This window comes from Gracilimonas sp., from assembly GCF_035704785.1.
Classification (GTDB): domain Bacteria; phylum Bacteroidota; class Rhodothermia; order Balneolales; family Balneolaceae; genus Gracilimonas.
Genome location: NZ_DASSWP010000114.1, coordinates 1 through 16,416, shown reverse-complemented (window position 1 = coordinate 16,416; position 16,416 = coordinate 1). Strand labels below are relative to the sequence as shown.

Annotated in this window: 15 protein-coding genes, 1 other RNA gene and 1 pseudogene; 13 read left to right on the top strand and 4 right to left on the bottom strand. The window is 39.5% G+C overall.

What is annotated here, in order from left to right; all coding sequences use genetic code 11:
* Positions 1–24 precede the first annotated feature (24 nt).
* The 5 genes from smpB to VFM80_RS06860 all read left to right on the top strand — a co-directional run bounded on the left by smpB (position 25) and on the right by VFM80_RS06860 (position 7,205).
* Positions 25–501 carry an SsrA-binding protein SmpB gene (gene smpB / locus VFM80_RS06880; protein ID WP_395070868.1) on the top strand — a complete coding sequence of 159 codons (477 nt, stop codon included), beginning with the start codon at positions 25–27 and terminating at the stop codon, positions 499–501.
* 47 nt (positions 502–548) lie between these two features.
* A complete protein-coding gene (locus VFM80_RS06875; RefSeq protein WP_395070866.1) occupies positions 549–1,823 on the top strand; it encodes an MgtC/SapB family protein in 1,275 nt (424 codons plus the stop codon).
* 365 nt (positions 1,824–2,188) lie between these two features.
* The gene (locus VFM80_RS06870; RefSeq protein ID WP_395070864.1) at positions 2,189–2,530 is read left to right on the top strand and encodes a helix-turn-helix domain-containing protein; all 342 of its coding nucleotides are present in this window, start codon (positions 2,189–2,191) and stop codon (positions 2,528–2,530) included.
* Positions 2,527–5,559, top strand: a complete 3,033-nt coding sequence (locus VFM80_RS06865) for an Eco57I restriction-modification methylase domain-containing protein (RefSeq protein ID WP_395070862.1) — start codon at positions 2,527–2,529, stop codon at positions 5,557–5,559. The genes VFM80_RS06870 and VFM80_RS06865 overlap by 4 nt, the downstream gene beginning before the upstream one ends.
* Positions 5,559–7,205, top strand: coding sequence for an N-6 DNA methylase (locus VFM80_RS06860; RefSeq protein ID WP_395070860.1), 1,647 nt, complete (start codon positions 5,559–5,561; stop codon positions 7,203–7,205). The genes VFM80_RS06865 and VFM80_RS06860 overlap by 1 nt, the downstream gene beginning before the upstream one ends.
* Before the next feature lie 224 nt (positions 7,206–7,429).
* Here the strand turns inward: VFM80_RS06860 and rnpB are convergent.
* The 3 genes from rnpB to VFM80_RS06845 all read right to left on the bottom strand — a co-directional run bounded on the left by rnpB (position 7,430) and on the right by VFM80_RS06845 (position 9,857).
* An RNA gene (gene rnpB, locus VFM80_RS06855) (RNase P RNA component class A) lies at positions 7,430–7,802 on the bottom strand.
* Positions 7,803–8,050: 248 nt separating this feature from the next.
* Positions 8,051–8,785 carry a zinc ribbon domain-containing protein gene (locus VFM80_RS06850; RefSeq protein WP_395070858.1) on the bottom strand — a complete coding sequence of 245 codons (735 nt, stop codon included), beginning with the start codon at positions 8,783–8,785 and terminating at the stop codon, positions 8,051–8,053.
* 10 nt (positions 8,786–8,795) lie between these two features.
* A complete protein-coding gene (locus VFM80_RS06845) occupies positions 8,796–9,857 on the bottom strand; it encodes a Nif3-like dinuclear metal center hexameric protein (RefSeq protein ID WP_395070856.1) in 1,062 nt (353 codons plus the stop codon).
* A 196-nt stretch (positions 9,858–10,053) separates the two neighbouring features.
* Here VFM80_RS06845 and VFM80_RS06840 point away from each other — a divergent pair, with 196 nt between their 5' ends.
* From VFM80_RS06840 to VFM80_RS06815, 6 genes are all read left to right on the top strand, one after another.
* Positions 10,054–10,758, top strand: a complete 705-nt coding sequence (locus tag VFM80_RS06840) for a YggS family pyridoxal phosphate-dependent enzyme (RefSeq protein ID WP_395070854.1) — start codon at positions 10,054–10,056, stop codon at positions 10,756–10,758.
* Positions 10,759–10,820: 62 nt separating this feature from the next.
* Complete coding sequence (locus tag VFM80_RS06835; protein WP_395070853.1) at positions 10,821–11,132, top strand: hypothetical protein; 312 nt, start codon at positions 10,821–10,823, stop codon at positions 11,130–11,132.
* 11 nt (positions 11,133–11,143) lie between these two features.
* Positions 11,144–11,497, top strand: a complete 354-nt coding sequence (locus VFM80_RS06830; RefSeq protein ID WP_395070852.1) for a hypothetical protein — start codon at positions 11,144–11,146, stop codon at positions 11,495–11,497.
* A 45-nt stretch (positions 11,498–11,542) separates the two neighbouring features.
* The gene (locus VFM80_RS06825) at positions 11,543–12,196 is read left to right on the top strand and encodes a DivIVA domain-containing protein (protein ID WP_395070850.1); all 654 of its coding nucleotides are present in this window, start codon (positions 11,543–11,545) and stop codon (positions 12,194–12,196) included.
* 52 nt (positions 12,197–12,248) lie between these two features.
* Positions 12,249–13,085, top strand: coding sequence for a purine-nucleoside phosphorylase (locus VFM80_RS06820; RefSeq protein WP_395070848.1), 837 nt, complete (start codon positions 12,249–12,251; stop codon positions 13,083–13,085).
* A 100-nt stretch (positions 13,086–13,185) separates the two neighbouring features.
* Positions 13,186–13,977, top strand: coding sequence for a hypothetical protein (locus VFM80_RS06815; RefSeq protein ID WP_395070846.1), 792 nt, complete (start codon positions 13,186–13,188; stop codon positions 13,975–13,977).
* A gap of 72 nt (positions 13,978–14,049) precedes the next feature.
* On the opposite strand, the gene VFM80_RS06810 is transcribed toward VFM80_RS06815, so the two are convergent.
* Complete coding sequence (locus tag VFM80_RS06810) at positions 14,050–15,072, bottom strand: isoaspartyl peptidase/L-asparaginase family protein (RefSeq protein WP_395070844.1); 1,023 nt, start codon at positions 15,070–15,072, stop codon at positions 14,050–14,052.
* A 191-nt stretch (positions 15,073–15,263) separates the two neighbouring features.
* On the opposite strand from VFM80_RS06810, the gene VFM80_RS06805 reads away from it, so the two are divergent.
* Positions 15,264–15,953, top strand: a complete 690-nt coding sequence (locus VFM80_RS06805) for a hypothetical protein (RefSeq protein ID WP_395070842.1) — start codon at positions 15,264–15,266, stop codon at positions 15,951–15,953.
* A gap of 10 nt (positions 15,954–15,963) precedes the next feature.
* Positions 15,964–16,416, top strand: a pseudogene (locus VFM80_RS06800) (hypothetical protein); the annotation flags it as partial.

Here is a 16,416-nt window from a genome sequence, read left to right as displayed (position 1 = left end):
TGGAGTTAATATAATTGTGCTCCCATGAGCGACAAACAGAAGACAACACCAACCATACAAAACCGAAAGGCCCGCCACGATTATTCTGTGGAGGAGACCTATGAGGCCGGACTTGTTCTTAAGGGAACCGAGGTGAAATCGCTGCGTCAGGGAAAGGCTAGTTTTGCAGATACCTTTGCCTACATCCAAAATGGAGAGGTGTTTTTGCGGGATATGTACATCAAACCGTATGAGCACGGCTCCTACTATAATCACGATGAAACCCGCCCCCGAAAACTGTTGCTCAACAAAAGAGAGATTCGCGAGCTGGAAAAAGCAACTGAGCAAAAAGGATATACCATTGTTCCGCTAAAACTGTATTTCAAAAAAGGAAATGCAAAAGTGCTGATCGGCATTGCCAAAGGTAAGAAGCAGTTCGACAAGAGAGATACCATCAAAGAAAAAGATGTGAAGCGACAAATCGAGCGCAATGTGAAAGGGAATTATAAGATCAATATGTGATCTGAAATTTAGATCAATATTTAGCTTTTCTATCCTTATAATCCGACATGAGTCCTGAATTAGATATTGTCTGGAAATTACTTTCTGCCTTGGGAGTCGGACTTCTGATCGGCACTGAAAGAGGCTGGTATGGTCGCAAAGAAGATGAGGGTGATCGTGTTGCGGGAATTCGCACATTCAGTTTGGTTGGTCTTTTGGGCGGCATCTGTGCTTCCCTGATTCCTTATGCCGGAGAATGGATCCTAGGGGTGGCGTTCATTTCTTTCACCGCTCTAGTGATCGCCTCCTATGCATTTGAGATCAAAATTCAGGGAAACGATGATGTTGGCATAACCACAGAAGTTGCCCTCCTTCTCACCTTTTCATTGGGAGCCTGGGCAGCTCTGGGTTTTCAGATGGAAGCATTGGGAAGTGCTGTTGCCGTGATTGCCTTACTAAGTTTAAAACCGGTACTTCACGATTGGCTTAAAAAAATTGATGTAGAAGTCATCTATGCCGGCATTAAGCTGTTGGTTATTTCCGTTATTATGCTTCCCCTCCTTCCCAATCAAGGATACGGCCCCTGGGAAACCCTCAATCCATATTGGATCTGGTGGATGGTGGTACTGATCTCAGGGTTATCTTTCCTGGGGTTCATACTGGTGAAATATGCAGGCGAAGGAAAGGGTACTTTGTTGACTGCAGTTATCGGTGGACTCGCTTCCTCCACAGCCGTAACAGTCAGCCTGGCACAATTTGCCAAACAAAAAACCGACAACACAGCTAAGATCTTCATAGCCGGTGTATTAGTAGCCTCTTCCATGATGTTTATAAGGGTGATTATTGAGGTTGCCGTGGTACATCCGGAAATGCTTCATCCCTTATGGATCCCATTAGCCGTAATGCTGCTTCTCAGTTTTGTCTGTGTTTTTTGGTTATGGAAGCGGTCCGACAAAACTGAAGAAAATGAAAATCCCTCCCTTGATCTTGGAAACCCGCTGCAACTCCCTACAGCATTAAAATTCGGGGCATTATTGGCGGTGATCTTGGTACTTGCTACTGCTTTAAAAGAATGGTTCGGTGATGAAGGTATTTACCTGCTTGCCCTTTTGTCCGGATTAATGGACGTGGATGCTATTACCCTCTCCCTTTCTGAAATGGCAAAGACTGAGATCACTACAGCTGTGGCTACTTTGGGTATCGTGATCGCTGTGATCTCAAATACACTGGTTAAAGCGGGCTTGTTTATTTACCTCGCTGGACTTAAGAAAAGCACTGAATTATTGTGGATGATCCTGATCATCTCTGCCGGCGGTATTGTGAGTGTTTGGTTTTTTGTTTAAGACGAGATCGATAGGATGATTACTTCTCCTAACCATATGATCTTCGGTGACTTTATATATTAAGATGCGATTTTAAAAAAACTGGATCTTATAGGAACAGCATGAGGGAACGACGGTTCGGATAACATCCCAAAAATCACATTATATAAATAAGAAGGGGCAGGAAAGCGTGTAAAAGCTGTTTCACTTCGTTCGGGCTAACAATACCTTCGGTCGAATAATATTCTTTAATAGAGCGGAAAACGCTACGAATCGCTAATATTTGTCAGAATAAAAACAAAAATTTTTAAAATGGAGCAAGTAATTTACAGTTGTTTTGTTGACAAAATTTGTCCATATTTTTTTGTCAAGAAAAAATCGGAAACATGGAACTACATAAATCATTTGGCGAATATATTAGGAAGTTAAGGGAAGAAAGTGGGTTACCACTAAGAAAGGTTGCAGCTATGATTGATATTGATCCCTCCACACTAAGTAAAATTGAAAGAGGAGAGCGATCTGCTAATAAAGAAATGCTACCAATCCTCGCTGACACATTGAATGGAGATGAACACACACTCGGACTGATTTTACTTAGCGATAAGGTTGCAAACGATTTAATCGAAGAAGAAAATCCAAATGAAATTTTCAAAGTAGCAGAAGAGAAAATCAAGTATTTAAAAACTCAAAAACTTCAACAAGGTAACTTAGACTTTGACAAGCAATGACTATTCAAGACCTTGTGAAAAAATATCGATCAGAAAGAACAAATTGCCTTAAAGCAACCTATAATGAAACACAGTTACGGAGTGATTATATAGATCCTCTATTGAAGGGCTTTGGGTGGGATGTAGATAATGATAAAGGCAAAACGCAATTCTTGAGGGATGTTATTCAGGAGGAATATATTGAAGTAGAAGAGGAAGCAAGTAAAAAGAATCCTGATTACACATTGCGTATTAATGGGACAAGAAAGTTATTTGTAGAAGTAAAAAAACCTTCGGTAAATATTTTAAAATCTTCAAGTGCAGCGTTTCAAGTAAGAAGGTACGGATGGAATGCTAACCTTGGTATTTCTATACTAACCAATTTTGAACACCTTGTTATCTACGATTGCAGATTTAAACCAGTTGTTTCTGAGAATGAGCAGGTCGCTCGTATCAGAGTTTTCAACTTCGAAGAATATGTTGATGCTTTTGATGAAATTCAGCAACTAATCTCTTTTGCTTCGGCTAATTCCGGTCAATTGGATGCCCTATTCTCTATTTATGAACGAAAAGGGGAAACTTTTGATGACTATTTCTTAAAGCAAATAGAAGATTGGAGACAAAAATTAGCCATTACTGCTATTGAGAAAAATGAGAGCCTTAATAATGAAGACGTAAATTTTTTGATTCAAAGGCTTCTTAACCGGATTATCTTCCTCAGAATTTGTGAAGATCGAACAATCGAAAAATTTGAAACGCTGAAAAGCATTCAAAGCTATGATGAACTGAAGCATCATTTTCAACAATCAGATAAGAAATTTAATTCAGGCCTTTTCGACTTTATTGAAGATACACTATCTCTTAAAATAGACATTGAATCCGATGTACTGATTGAGATTTTCAATGAACTTTATTATCCATTGAGCCCATATGACTTTTCGGTCGTTGACCCGACAATTTTAAGTCAAATCTACGAAAGGTTTTTAGGGAGCCGGATTATTCTCGAAGAAGGAAGGCAGTTATCAATCGTGGAAGAACCTGAAGTTTCTGCATCCAATGGCGTTGTTCCGACCCCTAAAATTATTGTCGAGCAAATTGTTAAAGACACCCTTTTTCCATTAACAACAGGGAAAACTTTTGAAGAGCTATGCATGATAAAAATAGCGGATATGTGCTGTGGTTCAGGCACTTTTCTCATTTCCGCCTATGATTTTATGTTAGAAAAAATCTTGGAAAAACTAATTGAAGAAGACCAGGATAATCAAGAGTTCACCTATCAAGTAGATGAAACCACATTTGCACTTACTCTCAAAGCGAAAAGAAAGATTCTTGAACAAAATATTTTTGGTGTTGACATTAACCCCTATGCTACCGAAGTATCAGAATTCAGTTTACTTCTTAAACTTCTGGAAGGAGAAAATAAAGCAACAGTCGACAACTTCATTAATCAATACTCTGAAAAAGTTCTACCAAATCTCAAGGGTAATGTAAAATGTGGGAATTCACTGGTTGATTCTAAATTCTTTGATTTTTTGCCCGAGACTCTTGAAAACGACCAACTATTATATAATGTAAAGCCTTTTGATTGGGATAAAGAATTTCCTTTCGTGAAAGATAATAATGGTTTTGACGCCATAATTGGTAATCCTCCTTATGTACGCATACAAAACCTTGTAAAATATGCCCCTGAAGAAATCAAATACTACCAATCAAGTATTTCGGATTATAGCGTAGCTAAAAAGAAGACCATTGATAAATATTATGTCTTTATTGAACGGGCCATATCATTATTAAATGAAAATGGGTTACTTGGCTACATTATTCCACATAAATTTTTCCTCATCAAAGGAGGTAAAGCTCTTAGGGAGTTTATAACTACAAATAGTCAAATATCAAGAATCACGCACTTTGGAGTTACTCAGGTATTCCCGGATCGTTCTACATACACAGCTATTTTAATTCTTCAGAAAGCGAAAAAACAAGCTTTCCAATTTAAACGAGTAAGAAAAATTACACCTGAATTGCTCAATGAGCAAGACACGTTTGTTTCATACCAAACGGATAATTTTAATGCTGATCCATGGATATTTCTTTCACCTGATACAGAAAGAGTCTTCAATAAGCTGCGTTCTGAACAATCTGTTCCTTTAAAGAAACTAACAGAAATATGCGTGGGCTTACAAACCAGTGCTGACAAGATTTACATTCTTGAACCGGAAAGTGAGACGTCAGATACCTATATATTTACCAAGAAGGGGAGACAATGGGAAATTGAAAAGGAAGTTTGTCTACCCGTTATTTATGATTTGTCTTTTGGTTTATTTGACACCATAGCGGCTAATGCGCAGCTTATCTTTCCTTATTCGATTGAAAATAGCGGAGCAAATTTATTCAGTGAAGAATACTTTAAAAGTAACTATCCGCTTACCTGGGCATATTTAAGCGAACATAAATCGCAATTAGAGAAAAGAAGCCTGCAAGGTAAAAATCCGAAATGGTATCAATTTGGCCGTTCCCAAAGCCTAACTAGATTTCATGACACACCAAAATTAGTTTGGTCTGTTTTATCAACGAGTCCGCCCTATGCGTTAGACAATAATGATCTACAATTTACCGGCGGAGGAAACGGTCCGTATTATGCACTGATCAATCAATCAGAATATTCTCTTTTATACTTCTTGGGTATTTTATCACATCCTATGATTGAGAATATGGTCAAAGCAGGAGCAAGTGAGTTCAGAGGGGCTTATTATTCCCACGGCAAGCAATTCATTGAAAATATTCCCGTGCGACAGATTGATTTTGAGAACTCTTCAGAGAAGGAAACTTACAACAACATTATTAAGCTGGTAAAAAATCTAATAAAAACAAAAGGACAACTAAGTACTGCCGCTTATGGATCAAAAAGTACGGTGCTCCAACGAAAAATGGACACACTCTTTGAACAATTAATTCATAACATAAATCACTTGTATGGGATCAGTGACGAAGAATTTAGCCTGGTTATGAATGATGATATGTTCACTACAGAATTAGCAATAGAAGAATAATGGGACAGATAAAAGAAAACATAAGTAATAAAAAATTAAGGGGTGGTTATTATACCCCTCAGGCTATAACTGACTTTTTATGTGAATGGAGTATTGACATAAACACGGAGCGAATTTTAGAACCAAGTTGTGGTGACGGAAACTTTATTGAATCGGCCATTCATCGGTTCAAAGAACTGAAAATTGAAGGAGAAGACTTAAAAGATCGGATTAAAGGAATTGAATTGCTCGAAGATGAATCACGGAAGGCCAAAGCCAGGGCTGCCAATTTAGGCCTGAATTCCAATACTATAATTAATAATGACTTTTTCCATCATATTAAAAGTAATGGAGCTGAAAAATATGATGCTGTTATCGGCAATCCTCCTTTTATTCGATATCAGAATTTCCCTGAAGAACACCGGAAACTGGCAATCGAAATGATGCAGAACCTTGGATTGAACCCGAATAGACTTACCAATATATGGGTTCCCTTTTTGGTTGTTTCTGCTTCCTTGCTGAAAGAAAATGGTAAAATGGCTATGGTAATTCCAGCAGAATTATTCCAGGTGAAATATGCAGCGGAAACCAGGGTCTTTCTCTCTAATTACTTTGAACGAATGACCATCATCACATTCAAGAAATTAGTTTTTGCCAATATCCAACAGGAAGTAGTGTTATTGCTATGCGAAAAGAAAGTACAGCACGGAAAAGGTATAAGAGTAATAGAATGCGAAAATCTTGAGGAACTAAAATCTATCAATTTCAAGACCATCAACGGCTCCAATGTAAAACCCATAGATCATACCACTGAAAAATGGACAAAGTACTTTCTCAATGAAGATGAAATAAACCTGTTGAAAAAACTTAAGAAAGATCAGAGGGTTATTACCTGCGGGGACATCATGGAAGTGAAAGTTGGGCTGGTAACTGGTAGAAATGAATTTTTCATATTGAAGCAACAGCAGGTGAAAGAATGGAAATTAGAAGACCACACCATTCCCGTGGCCGGTAAGTCTAATCAGTTGAAGGGGATTACATTTTCTGAAAAGGACTTTTCGGATAATTCCAAAGCACAAAATGCCATTCACCTGTTCATTCCACCAGACAAAGATTTCAAAAAACTTCCTGAAGTCTGTCAAAAATACATTGAGTATGGAGAGGAACAAGGATTTAATACCGGCTACAAAACACGAATAAGAAAAAGATGGTATATCACACCATCCTTATGGGTGCCTGATGCTTTTGCTTTGCGACAAGTGGGTAAATATCCCAAGCTAATCTTGAATGAAACCGGTGCATCTTCCACAGACACTATTCATCGGGTCAGATTTAAAGACGGGGTAAATAGAAAGATGGCAGCTATATCATATATCAACTCACTTTCATTTGCCTTTTCAGAAATCACAGGACGTAGTTATGGCGGTGGTGTATTGACTTTTGAACCAACAGAAATTAGGGAAATACAAATCCCCGTTTTAGCTGATTTAGAAATTGATTTTGCCCAGATTGATACATTGATGCGAAAGCGACAAATTGAGAAAGTATTAGATATAGTGGATGAAGCCTTGCTGATAAAGCATCATGGATTCAGTAAAGTTGAAGTGGATGCATTGAGAGGGATTTGGAAGAAGCTGTCTCAACGTAGGATTAATAGGAAAAAGTAAAACTATGGAAAATTACCACGATCCAATAAGACAATTAAAATATCTAAGGCAGACGCTTTCTCAAAAGAAAAAACCATTAGGCTTTTTCCTTTACCCAGCTGGGGTGACAGATAGGACCACCCGGTCCACAGGAGTGTGAAGAGTTACCAAACACCTGTTCTGTGACTATCACCAAAAAAAACAAAACCCCACTCTCAGTTAAGAGTGGGGTTTTGATATAAATTCAAACAGGAAAGCCTGTAAGCCGGATTCTGTCGAGGGTAATCATTTGTCTGTCGCGTCCCACCCGATGGCGTCACGACAAGCGGCGTATACCATCTGCATGAACTTGCACCCCGCGAGGTTTGCCGTGCCCCCGGCCTCACGACACGGGGCGGTGAGCTCTTACCTCACCTTTTCACCCTTACCTCAAACAAGTTGAGGCGGTTTGTTTTCTGTTGCACTGTCTGTCATGGCAAGATTCCTCTTACCAAGCCTCCCCTTCGCCGGCTGAACCGGATCGGGGAGCACGGTACTTGTTGGTGTCCGGACTTTCCTCCCAGCACATAACTTTTATTTCTATTCTTCTTCGCCCCCATTTGACAGTTAACCCGCCTGATGATTGCTCTATAAAACTCCGATGTTATTACTAAAAACGGTCAGACGGACTTGAAGCCGTCAAACCGATCTCAAAATCAATTATCAAAAAATAAAAAGTATGTGCTGGGCGATTACCCGGCTTTCCTGTGCTCCAAAGATAGGGGTTTTTATTCTATGATTTATATAATGAACTAACACTGCTGTCTAAAACAAAAAAGGGAAGCCTTTCCGACTTCCCTTTTTCAATTAATATATGCTGATCAAGATCAGATAGATAATTCTTCTTTTGCTTTATCAAAGAAAGATTGATCTACCACTATTCTTCCGCTGTTTTCATCAACGATAATTTTATTTTTCCTTCGTACTTCAACCTGAACCTGAGGCGGGAGAGCCATTCCCAGTGCAGCACCACGATCCATCGCAACTACTGCCATTCCGTTGTTTAAGCCGTCACGAAGCCGCTCATAACTTCTCATGTATCGGTCATCGATCTCTTTCTCAACTTTTTTTCTCTTTTTAAGAAGTGCTTTCTCTTCGTCTTCAGTAGACTTGACTACTTTATCGAGGTTGGCGCTTTTCTCATCATACATCTTTTGAGCTGCATCCAGTTCTTGTTTAGCTTCCTCGATTTCCGGCGAGATCTCTTCCTTACGCTTTTCAATTTCCTTTAATCGGGATTCAGCGTTTTCGATCACTTGTTTCTGAGCCTCAATTTCCTTGGTGAGGGCATCATATTCACGATTGTTACGCACACTCAGCTGTTGGTCTTCATACTTCTCTATTTTTTCTTTAGAGCTTTGAAGGTCCAGCTTCAGTTTATCGTATTCTACCGTAAGGTTGGTTTCTTCTTCTTCAAGGTTATTCAGGCGCGCTTCTTTTCGGGCAATGTCTGTTTCAAGATCAAGCACTTCTTCCGGAAGATCACCTCTCAGTTGTTTGAGCTCGTCGATTCGACTGTCAATATATTGCAGGTTTGCTAATTTTTGTAATACTTCGTTCATGGAGTGAGGTTCAGCTTGGTTGAATAGTTTTAGGTTCGGGGTCCGATACATATGTGCGCATCGGGTTAGTTACAGTTCGGGTTACAGATACTTCAATTCCTTCAAAAGCTTCAGATAATTCATTTTTCAACGCTTCTGCTACAGGAAATTCACTTTCGTAATGGCCTACATCCACCAATAAAAAATTATCTTTCTCGGTGAAGTAATCATGATATTTAATATCGGCTGTTACAAAAGCCTGGGCTCCGCTGCTTATCGCCTTATCTTTCAAAAATGCTCCGGCTCCGCCACATACCGCTACTTTTTGAATTCGGTCCACATTACCGGAATACCGTATTGCTTTAACGTTCAGGGCTTTGGAAACAAGGTGCAAAAATTCATTCTTTCCAATTCCATCCTCAGGATATTCTCCGATCACACCCATTCCAAAATTTTGTGAAGTTGAAGCCAGGTCAATGATCTGGAAACTCCCTTCTTTTAACATCCCTTCTGCTTCAAGTGTCTTTTTCAGCGCAGACACATTGTGCTGATCGATAATTGCTTCAAAGCACTTAAGCCCGTCTTCACGGCTGTTAACATCAAAGTGATGGGCTTCCTCTGCGGAATGGTAATTCAGAAGCTTTAGAACAGCATCACTGTCGTCGTGGGAAGTAATGAGCCTGATCTTTCGGCTGATGGAATAATTCTTATCTAAAAATCGCAGGTTATCCAAGCCGAGAATATTAGCTAAAACAAAAGAGACGCCGTCCAATGCAGCGTCTAAATTCGTGTGTGCAACCAGTAAGCCAATATCATTTTTGATCAGCTTATAAATGATACGCCCTTGCTCGTTGGTCGGATTGATACTTCCGATCTTACTGAAAATAAGCGGATGATGAGCCACGATAAGTTCACAGCCTTTTTCGATTGCTTCATCTACTACGGCATCCGTCACATCAAGGCAGGTTAAAATGGAAGTGACATTGACTTGAGGGTCTCCGACAAGTAATCCGACGTTATCGTAATCCATCTTCACTTTGGGAGGCGCCCACTGATTTAGGAAGGTAGATATTTGCCGGATTCGGGTTGACATGCTATCTATCCCTTTGGAGTTTTGAATCCGACAGCCAGTACGATGCTGGAATTATGAATTTGAATACAGTCAATATCAATAAGTAACCATTTATTACGATGTATCAAGAGCCTTCAAAAATAAGGCTTATTGATGAATGATAAAAGCCTATCTTATGGTTAATTGTATAGAATCCGTAAAAAATCACTTTTTTTCCATGAATACCCAAGATATCGCTAAGAATCTCAGCTCTATTCAAGAAAAAATCGAACAAACGTGTGCTAATACCGGACGTGATCCAAATGAAGTCCACCTTGTTGCCGTTAGCAAAACCAAGCCAAATGAAGACATTTTAGAAGCCATCACTGCCGGCCAGCTTCATTTTGGTGAGAACCGTATGAAGGAGCTGGAAGACAAAATGGTTTCCATAGAAAATCCTGATATCGTCTGGCATTTTATTGGCAACCTTCAGACCAATAAGATCAAATACATTGCCGAAAGGGTTAATTGGATCCATTCCGTAGAAAAAGCAAAGTATCTAAAGGAAATTGATAAGAGAGCAGGGCAAGCAAATCGAGTTATAAATGCCTTGATACAGGTGAATATCAGTGATGAAAAGCAAAAAGGCGGCTGTAAGCCTGAAGACCTAACGGGAATTTTGGAATCTGCTAAAGATTATAAATATGTTAAAGTGAAAGGCCTTATGGGCATGGCCACCTTTGTTGATGACCCTGAAGATGTTCGTTCTGAGTTTAAATTATTAAAAGAACTCTTTGATTCTCATCAAGAATACAACGAAGGAAGTGTTCAGTTAGAACATCTCTCCATGGGAATGACCAACGACATGGAAGTTGCCATTGAAGAGGGCTCAACCATGGTAAGAATTGGAAGTGCTATTTTTGGTGAGCGAAACTATGACTGACATGTTGCGTAATATTTTTCACTTAAATATTATCTGATATAACTTTAAACATTGAGGGCATTATGTTTTTTGGACTTCCCTGGTTTGCAATTGTAGCTATAGTAGCCATCGCCGGTGGCTTGATCTATGCGTATAAAGAAGAAGAATTAAAAATGGAGGGCAAGCGGTTAGCCAGCTCCCGAGAAATTCACGATCTCAGACAGATCGTTCATAATCTAAAATCACGCGTTGAAACTTTAGAGGCCATTGCTACTGAAGAAAAACGAAGCCCTTCCCGTAAACAGGCTAATCCTTTGGGGGATATAGAAATTGATGATGAAGTTAATGAGCAGAATTCCGATAATTCAGGTGGACGAACAAGAAATCGTAATTAAAAGATAGATCAATGTCAGGTGAAGAATTTATTGTTGCAATAGTAGCTATCATAGGGGGGCTTGGCTTTGCCGGATTCCTTTTTTGGAACGTGTTTAGCCTGATCAGGCAGTGGATAAACCGAAAAAGCGGCAGTGCTGACATTAACCCACAGTTTTTTAAAGCACTTGGTGAATTTAAGAAAAACACCGAAAGGCGAATATCTAACCTTGAAGCTATTGTGTCTGATCTGGAAGAGGAACAGTATAGGCTGGATGAAAATCAGGATAACATGGGTGATATTGAAATAGAAGAGGAAGAGATACGTTCATCATCAAAAAAAGGCAAAGACGAAGACGGAAATCTGCGTAACATGTTAAATGAATAAATGTTATTTTAATTACGCTTTAAGGATGACAAAAAACATTGATTTATGAAACTCACTCCGCTTGAAATAAAACAACAGACTTTCGAGAAAGGTCTCAGGGGATATGATACTGCTGATGTACAGGCATTTCTTACATTGGTTTCAAATGAATTTGAACACTTGCTCAAAAAGAATAAAGAGCTTGAGCAAGAGATCGATAAGTTGACTGAACGAGTCAAACACTACGAACGTGTTGAAGATGCTCTTCATGAAACGCTTCAAACAGCAAAAGAATCGGTAGAGCAAAAAATGACCGGTGCCAAGCAAGAAGCTAAGAGCACTATTCAAAAAGCTGAGATGGAAGCTGATGCTATTATTAAAGATGCGAATCATAACCGTCAGCAAATACGTCAAAGCATTTTAAGGTTATTGGATCGTCGTGAAGAGATCATAAACGGTATTTCCTCCTATTTAGATAATGCCAAGAAATCCGTGGAACAGTTTGGCAAAGATGAAATGGAAGTATTCAACCTTCCAAAAGAAGGCAATCTGGAAGAGGCTATAGAAAAGACAAAAAAAGCCAAGTTCACATTGGATGAAAATGCGGCTGACAACAATAATAAAGCGCCTAAAAAGTCTAATAAATCTACCGAAGAAGAAGATCATGCATTCCCTCCCGGCAGCGATCGTCTTGATGATATTTTAGATGAAATAGATTAAAGCCAGATGTATTTTTGACTAAAAATATTCTACACTTCTATACATTACTTTTATGAAATATGACACGGTTGAGGAATTTCGAGCTAAACGAGATGACGCAGTTGATTTTATTAAAGGACAGATAGACTTTCAGCCGGAATACTTACTCATCCTGGGTACCGGACTTGGTCAGCTTGCGGATGAAATTGAAACCGAGCAAACTATCAGCTACGATCAAATTCCTCACTTCCCCATTTCCACTGTTGAGAGCCATGCCGGAAAACTGATCTTTGGAAAGCTTGGCGGTAAGGATGTAGTTGCCATGCAGGGTCGCTTTCATTATTACGAAGGGTATACTATGCAGCAAATTGCTTTTCCTGTACGTGTTGCAAAATCTATTGGAGCACAAACCCTCTTGGTAAGTAATGCCTGTGGCGGATTGAACCCTAATTTTAGCCGGGGTGATATTATGCTTATCACAGATCATATTAATTTTTTGGGTGACAACCCATTGATCGGCCCCAACGATGACGAACTCGGTCCCCGTTTCCCTGATATGAGCGAACCTTATACAGAACGGTTATTAGAGCTTGCTGAGAATGTTGCTCTGGATAATTCCATAAAAATGCATCAGGGTGTTTATTTAGCTGCAACCGGCCCTATGCTCGAAACCAAAGCAGAATATCGATACATGCGCCAGCTTGGTGCTGATGTAGTCGGAATGAGTACGGTACCGGAAGTTATTACCGCCGTTCACATGGGTATGGATGTGCTGGGAATCTCTGTTATTACAGATGAATGCTTTCCCGATGCGTTACAACCCTTGGATATCGAAGACGTATTGGCTGCTGCTGCTATGGCAGAGCCGAAATTAACGCAAGTTATTATTAATATTTTAGAGCGCCTCTAACAACTTTTTATCCACAAAAAGCGTTACTTTTCCACAAGGTATTGCATAAGTACTCATAATTTCTTTTTTATAATAAACAACAACCAATAGCCTGCCTTATATGCACATGCATTTTGATGGATTCGATGACAACCAATGGGACGAATTCAAGTGGGAAGCTCACTTAAATGAAGTTGAAAAGAAGAGTGAACAACTCCGAAAATTCATAGCCTCCGATTCTAAAGGCACGACTCCTCGCTGGATCACTTTGCTTCAGGAAAGCCAAAATGAAGATGACGCTTTCGAAGCCTATGTTGAAGAAGAGCTACTTATGGACGAGGCATATTTCCCTGAAGACGAAGATGATTGGGATGAAGAGGAAGACGACGACTGGGATGATGAAGATTTTCTGTTCGGACTTTCAGATGACGCTTTCATGGATATGGACAATGATGACCGTGACTTTGATGAGTTTGAGGAAGGAGAAGAATGGAAAAGCCTGAGTGATGATTATATGTACTCTGACTATTCTGATCTGGAAAATTTTGATATTTACCTTGATGCAAAAGATCTGGCTATAGACATCCTGAAATGGGTCGAAAAAGTTCATCCGAAATTACATTCCAAAGACTTTCAGGACTTTGTAGACGAATCACTCAAAATTGGAGCCAAGATCGCCGGTGGCCATTCTTTTGGATTTGAGCAAGATTATATTGGCGCAAACATTGCCTACTCCAAAAAGGCATTAAACAGTGCTAATCATGCTTTGGAGCTTATTCAGATCTTTAAAAAAGACGGGCTTTTTACCAAAAAGCAGTACCAGGAGATTCACGCTCGTTTATTTGAGCTGCGCAATGATATCGGCATTTATATTCAGGAACTGAGAGACCAATTCCACCTTGGGTTAGAGTAATTGTGCTAAAGTGCTAAAGTGTTAACGAGTGAAACGTAAACACAATAGCACTGAAACACATCGCAACTCTTATTAATCCCAGATACCTACTACTTTATTCCCTTCTGAATCGGTGGCGGCACGAAACATTGAGCCAGTATTTGTTTTCATTGAGAAATTGCCATATTTGTCAACGGCTATAAAACCTGCATCACCCGGTTCAAGTACGTCATCAACTAAATAATCCATCGACTGCTGCAGTGTTGCTTCTTTGTATTCCATATATGCTGCAAGGGTATGAGCAGAAACATTCAGCATGATCTTTTCACCCCAGCCCGTTGCAGAAACTGCTACAAGGTCATTAGCATAAGTACCGGAACCGATAATGGGAACATCCCCCACCCTGCCAAACTTCTTGTTTGTCATACCGCCGGTTGAAGTAGCTGCTGCCAGATTTCCATCTCTATCTTTGGCAACTGCGCCAACTGTTCCATATCTCCATGCCTTTTCCTCATCAGTAATAAGTAAGTTGGATGACTCTGATTCTTCCTGTTCCAGCGCTCTTTGTAAAGATTGATACCGGCTTTCCGTATAGAAGTATGAAGGGTCTACTCGTTCAACATCTGTCTGATCAGCAAACTTTTCAGCTCCATCTGCGGAGAAGAATACATGCTTTGAGTCTGTCATTACTTTACGGGCAAGAGAAACAGGGTTTTTTACCGTAGTAACTCCTGTTACAGCTCCTGCATTAAGTGTCGAACCATCCATGATGGCCGCATCTAACTCATTTTTCCCTTCCGCTGTAAAAACAGCCCCTTTACCCGCATTATACAATTCATTGTCTTCCAGATAGTTCACTGTCTTTTCAATGGCATCAAGAGCACTTCCTCCGTTTTCCAGAATTTCAGCACCTATGGCTAACGCTTCTTCGAGTGATTCCATATAGGCTTGTTTACGCTCTTCAGGCATGTCTTTAGATACATAACCGGCCCCACCATGTAAAGCTATCGCCCATTCTTTTTCATCCTGGGGAGGCTGTTCGGTTTCCTGGTTGGGTTGACATGCCGTCAGCGCTATTAATAAAAGTGTCGTAAAAAAAGTTGTCAGGTATTTCATAATCATAATTTTTTAGTTCGTCTTATTATACTGCGCAATTTTACCATTTTAAAATTTTGAATCCATATTTACCGATTTTAGCAGCATTTGATCTCATTCATCGAGAAAATTAACCCGTTCATCGAAAATTTTTTAGTACTATTTAAAGTCTGCGTTTCTTTGATTCGCAATCATAACAAACCTCGTTCAATATGAAACGTGCAATAAACAAAATAGTCATACTTTCACTTGTAACTGTTACACTCTCAGGGTGTTTTTTAAAATCGGTTCACCCCCTAATAAATAATGATAATGCCGTCTTAATCGAAGGACTTGAAGGCGTCTATGAAAAAAAAGATCAACGCTGGACTTTTGCTTCCGACAACACCCCATACCTGATGGCCGACCTCATTCGAGAACATCCGGATGAAGACATCAGCTTAGAACCTGGCGAAATTGATACGCTGGGAAAAGATGGATACCTCATTCGCCTTGAACAACTGGATAAACCAGGTAGTTACCCGGAGTATTTCATTGGTATGATTGGAAAAATTAATGGTGATTTATTCCTCAATTTGAAACTGCTTGAACTTGATTATGGCATGAACAGCTCGTTTGGAATTGCACACCAATTCAATGTAAACACTTTTTCCAAATTCCAGTTTTCGGGTGAAGAATTAATCATGGAGCCCTTTGCAAGCTCATGGATTAGAGATCAAATTCGTAATAACCGTGTGCGCATTAAACATGAAGTCGTAACTTCAGATTTTGATGAATCTTCCGAAGTTCTGATCACAGCATCAACTGAAGAACTACAGCAGTTTGTAAAAAAGTACGGAAATGAGGAAGAGGCTTATGAAGAAGCAATCACTCTAAGACGTATTGATAATGAAGCTCAATAAATTCTTTTCAATGAAACTACTCATATATCTTTTGTTTTGGGTAGTTTCATTTTATATCGGATTGGAAGTCTTTAGCAGAACTGATGAATTTCGTACAATCGATGTCATCTATACGTTTCTGTTTTTGCTCCCTTTTGTGCTCGCAGTTTCCATTCACTCTTTTCATTTCATTCCAAATTACCTGGCCAAATCCAGATTTTGGCTTTACGGGCTTAGCTTGTTTGCCCTATTCGGTTTTACCTTCTCACTCTACCAGATTTCTTTCCTATATCTTTCAGAGTGGTTTTTTCCTGAATATTACTTAGTGGGAGTTTACTACCCGCATGAAATATTAGGCTTCTTGATTTTCTTCTTACTCATCAGTTCTTCACTGGAATTTGCCCGTAACTGGTTTGAAGGACTACAAGCTAAGAGTAGAGTTTCAGAATTGGAGACCGAGAAGGTGGCTTCTGAACTCAAGGCT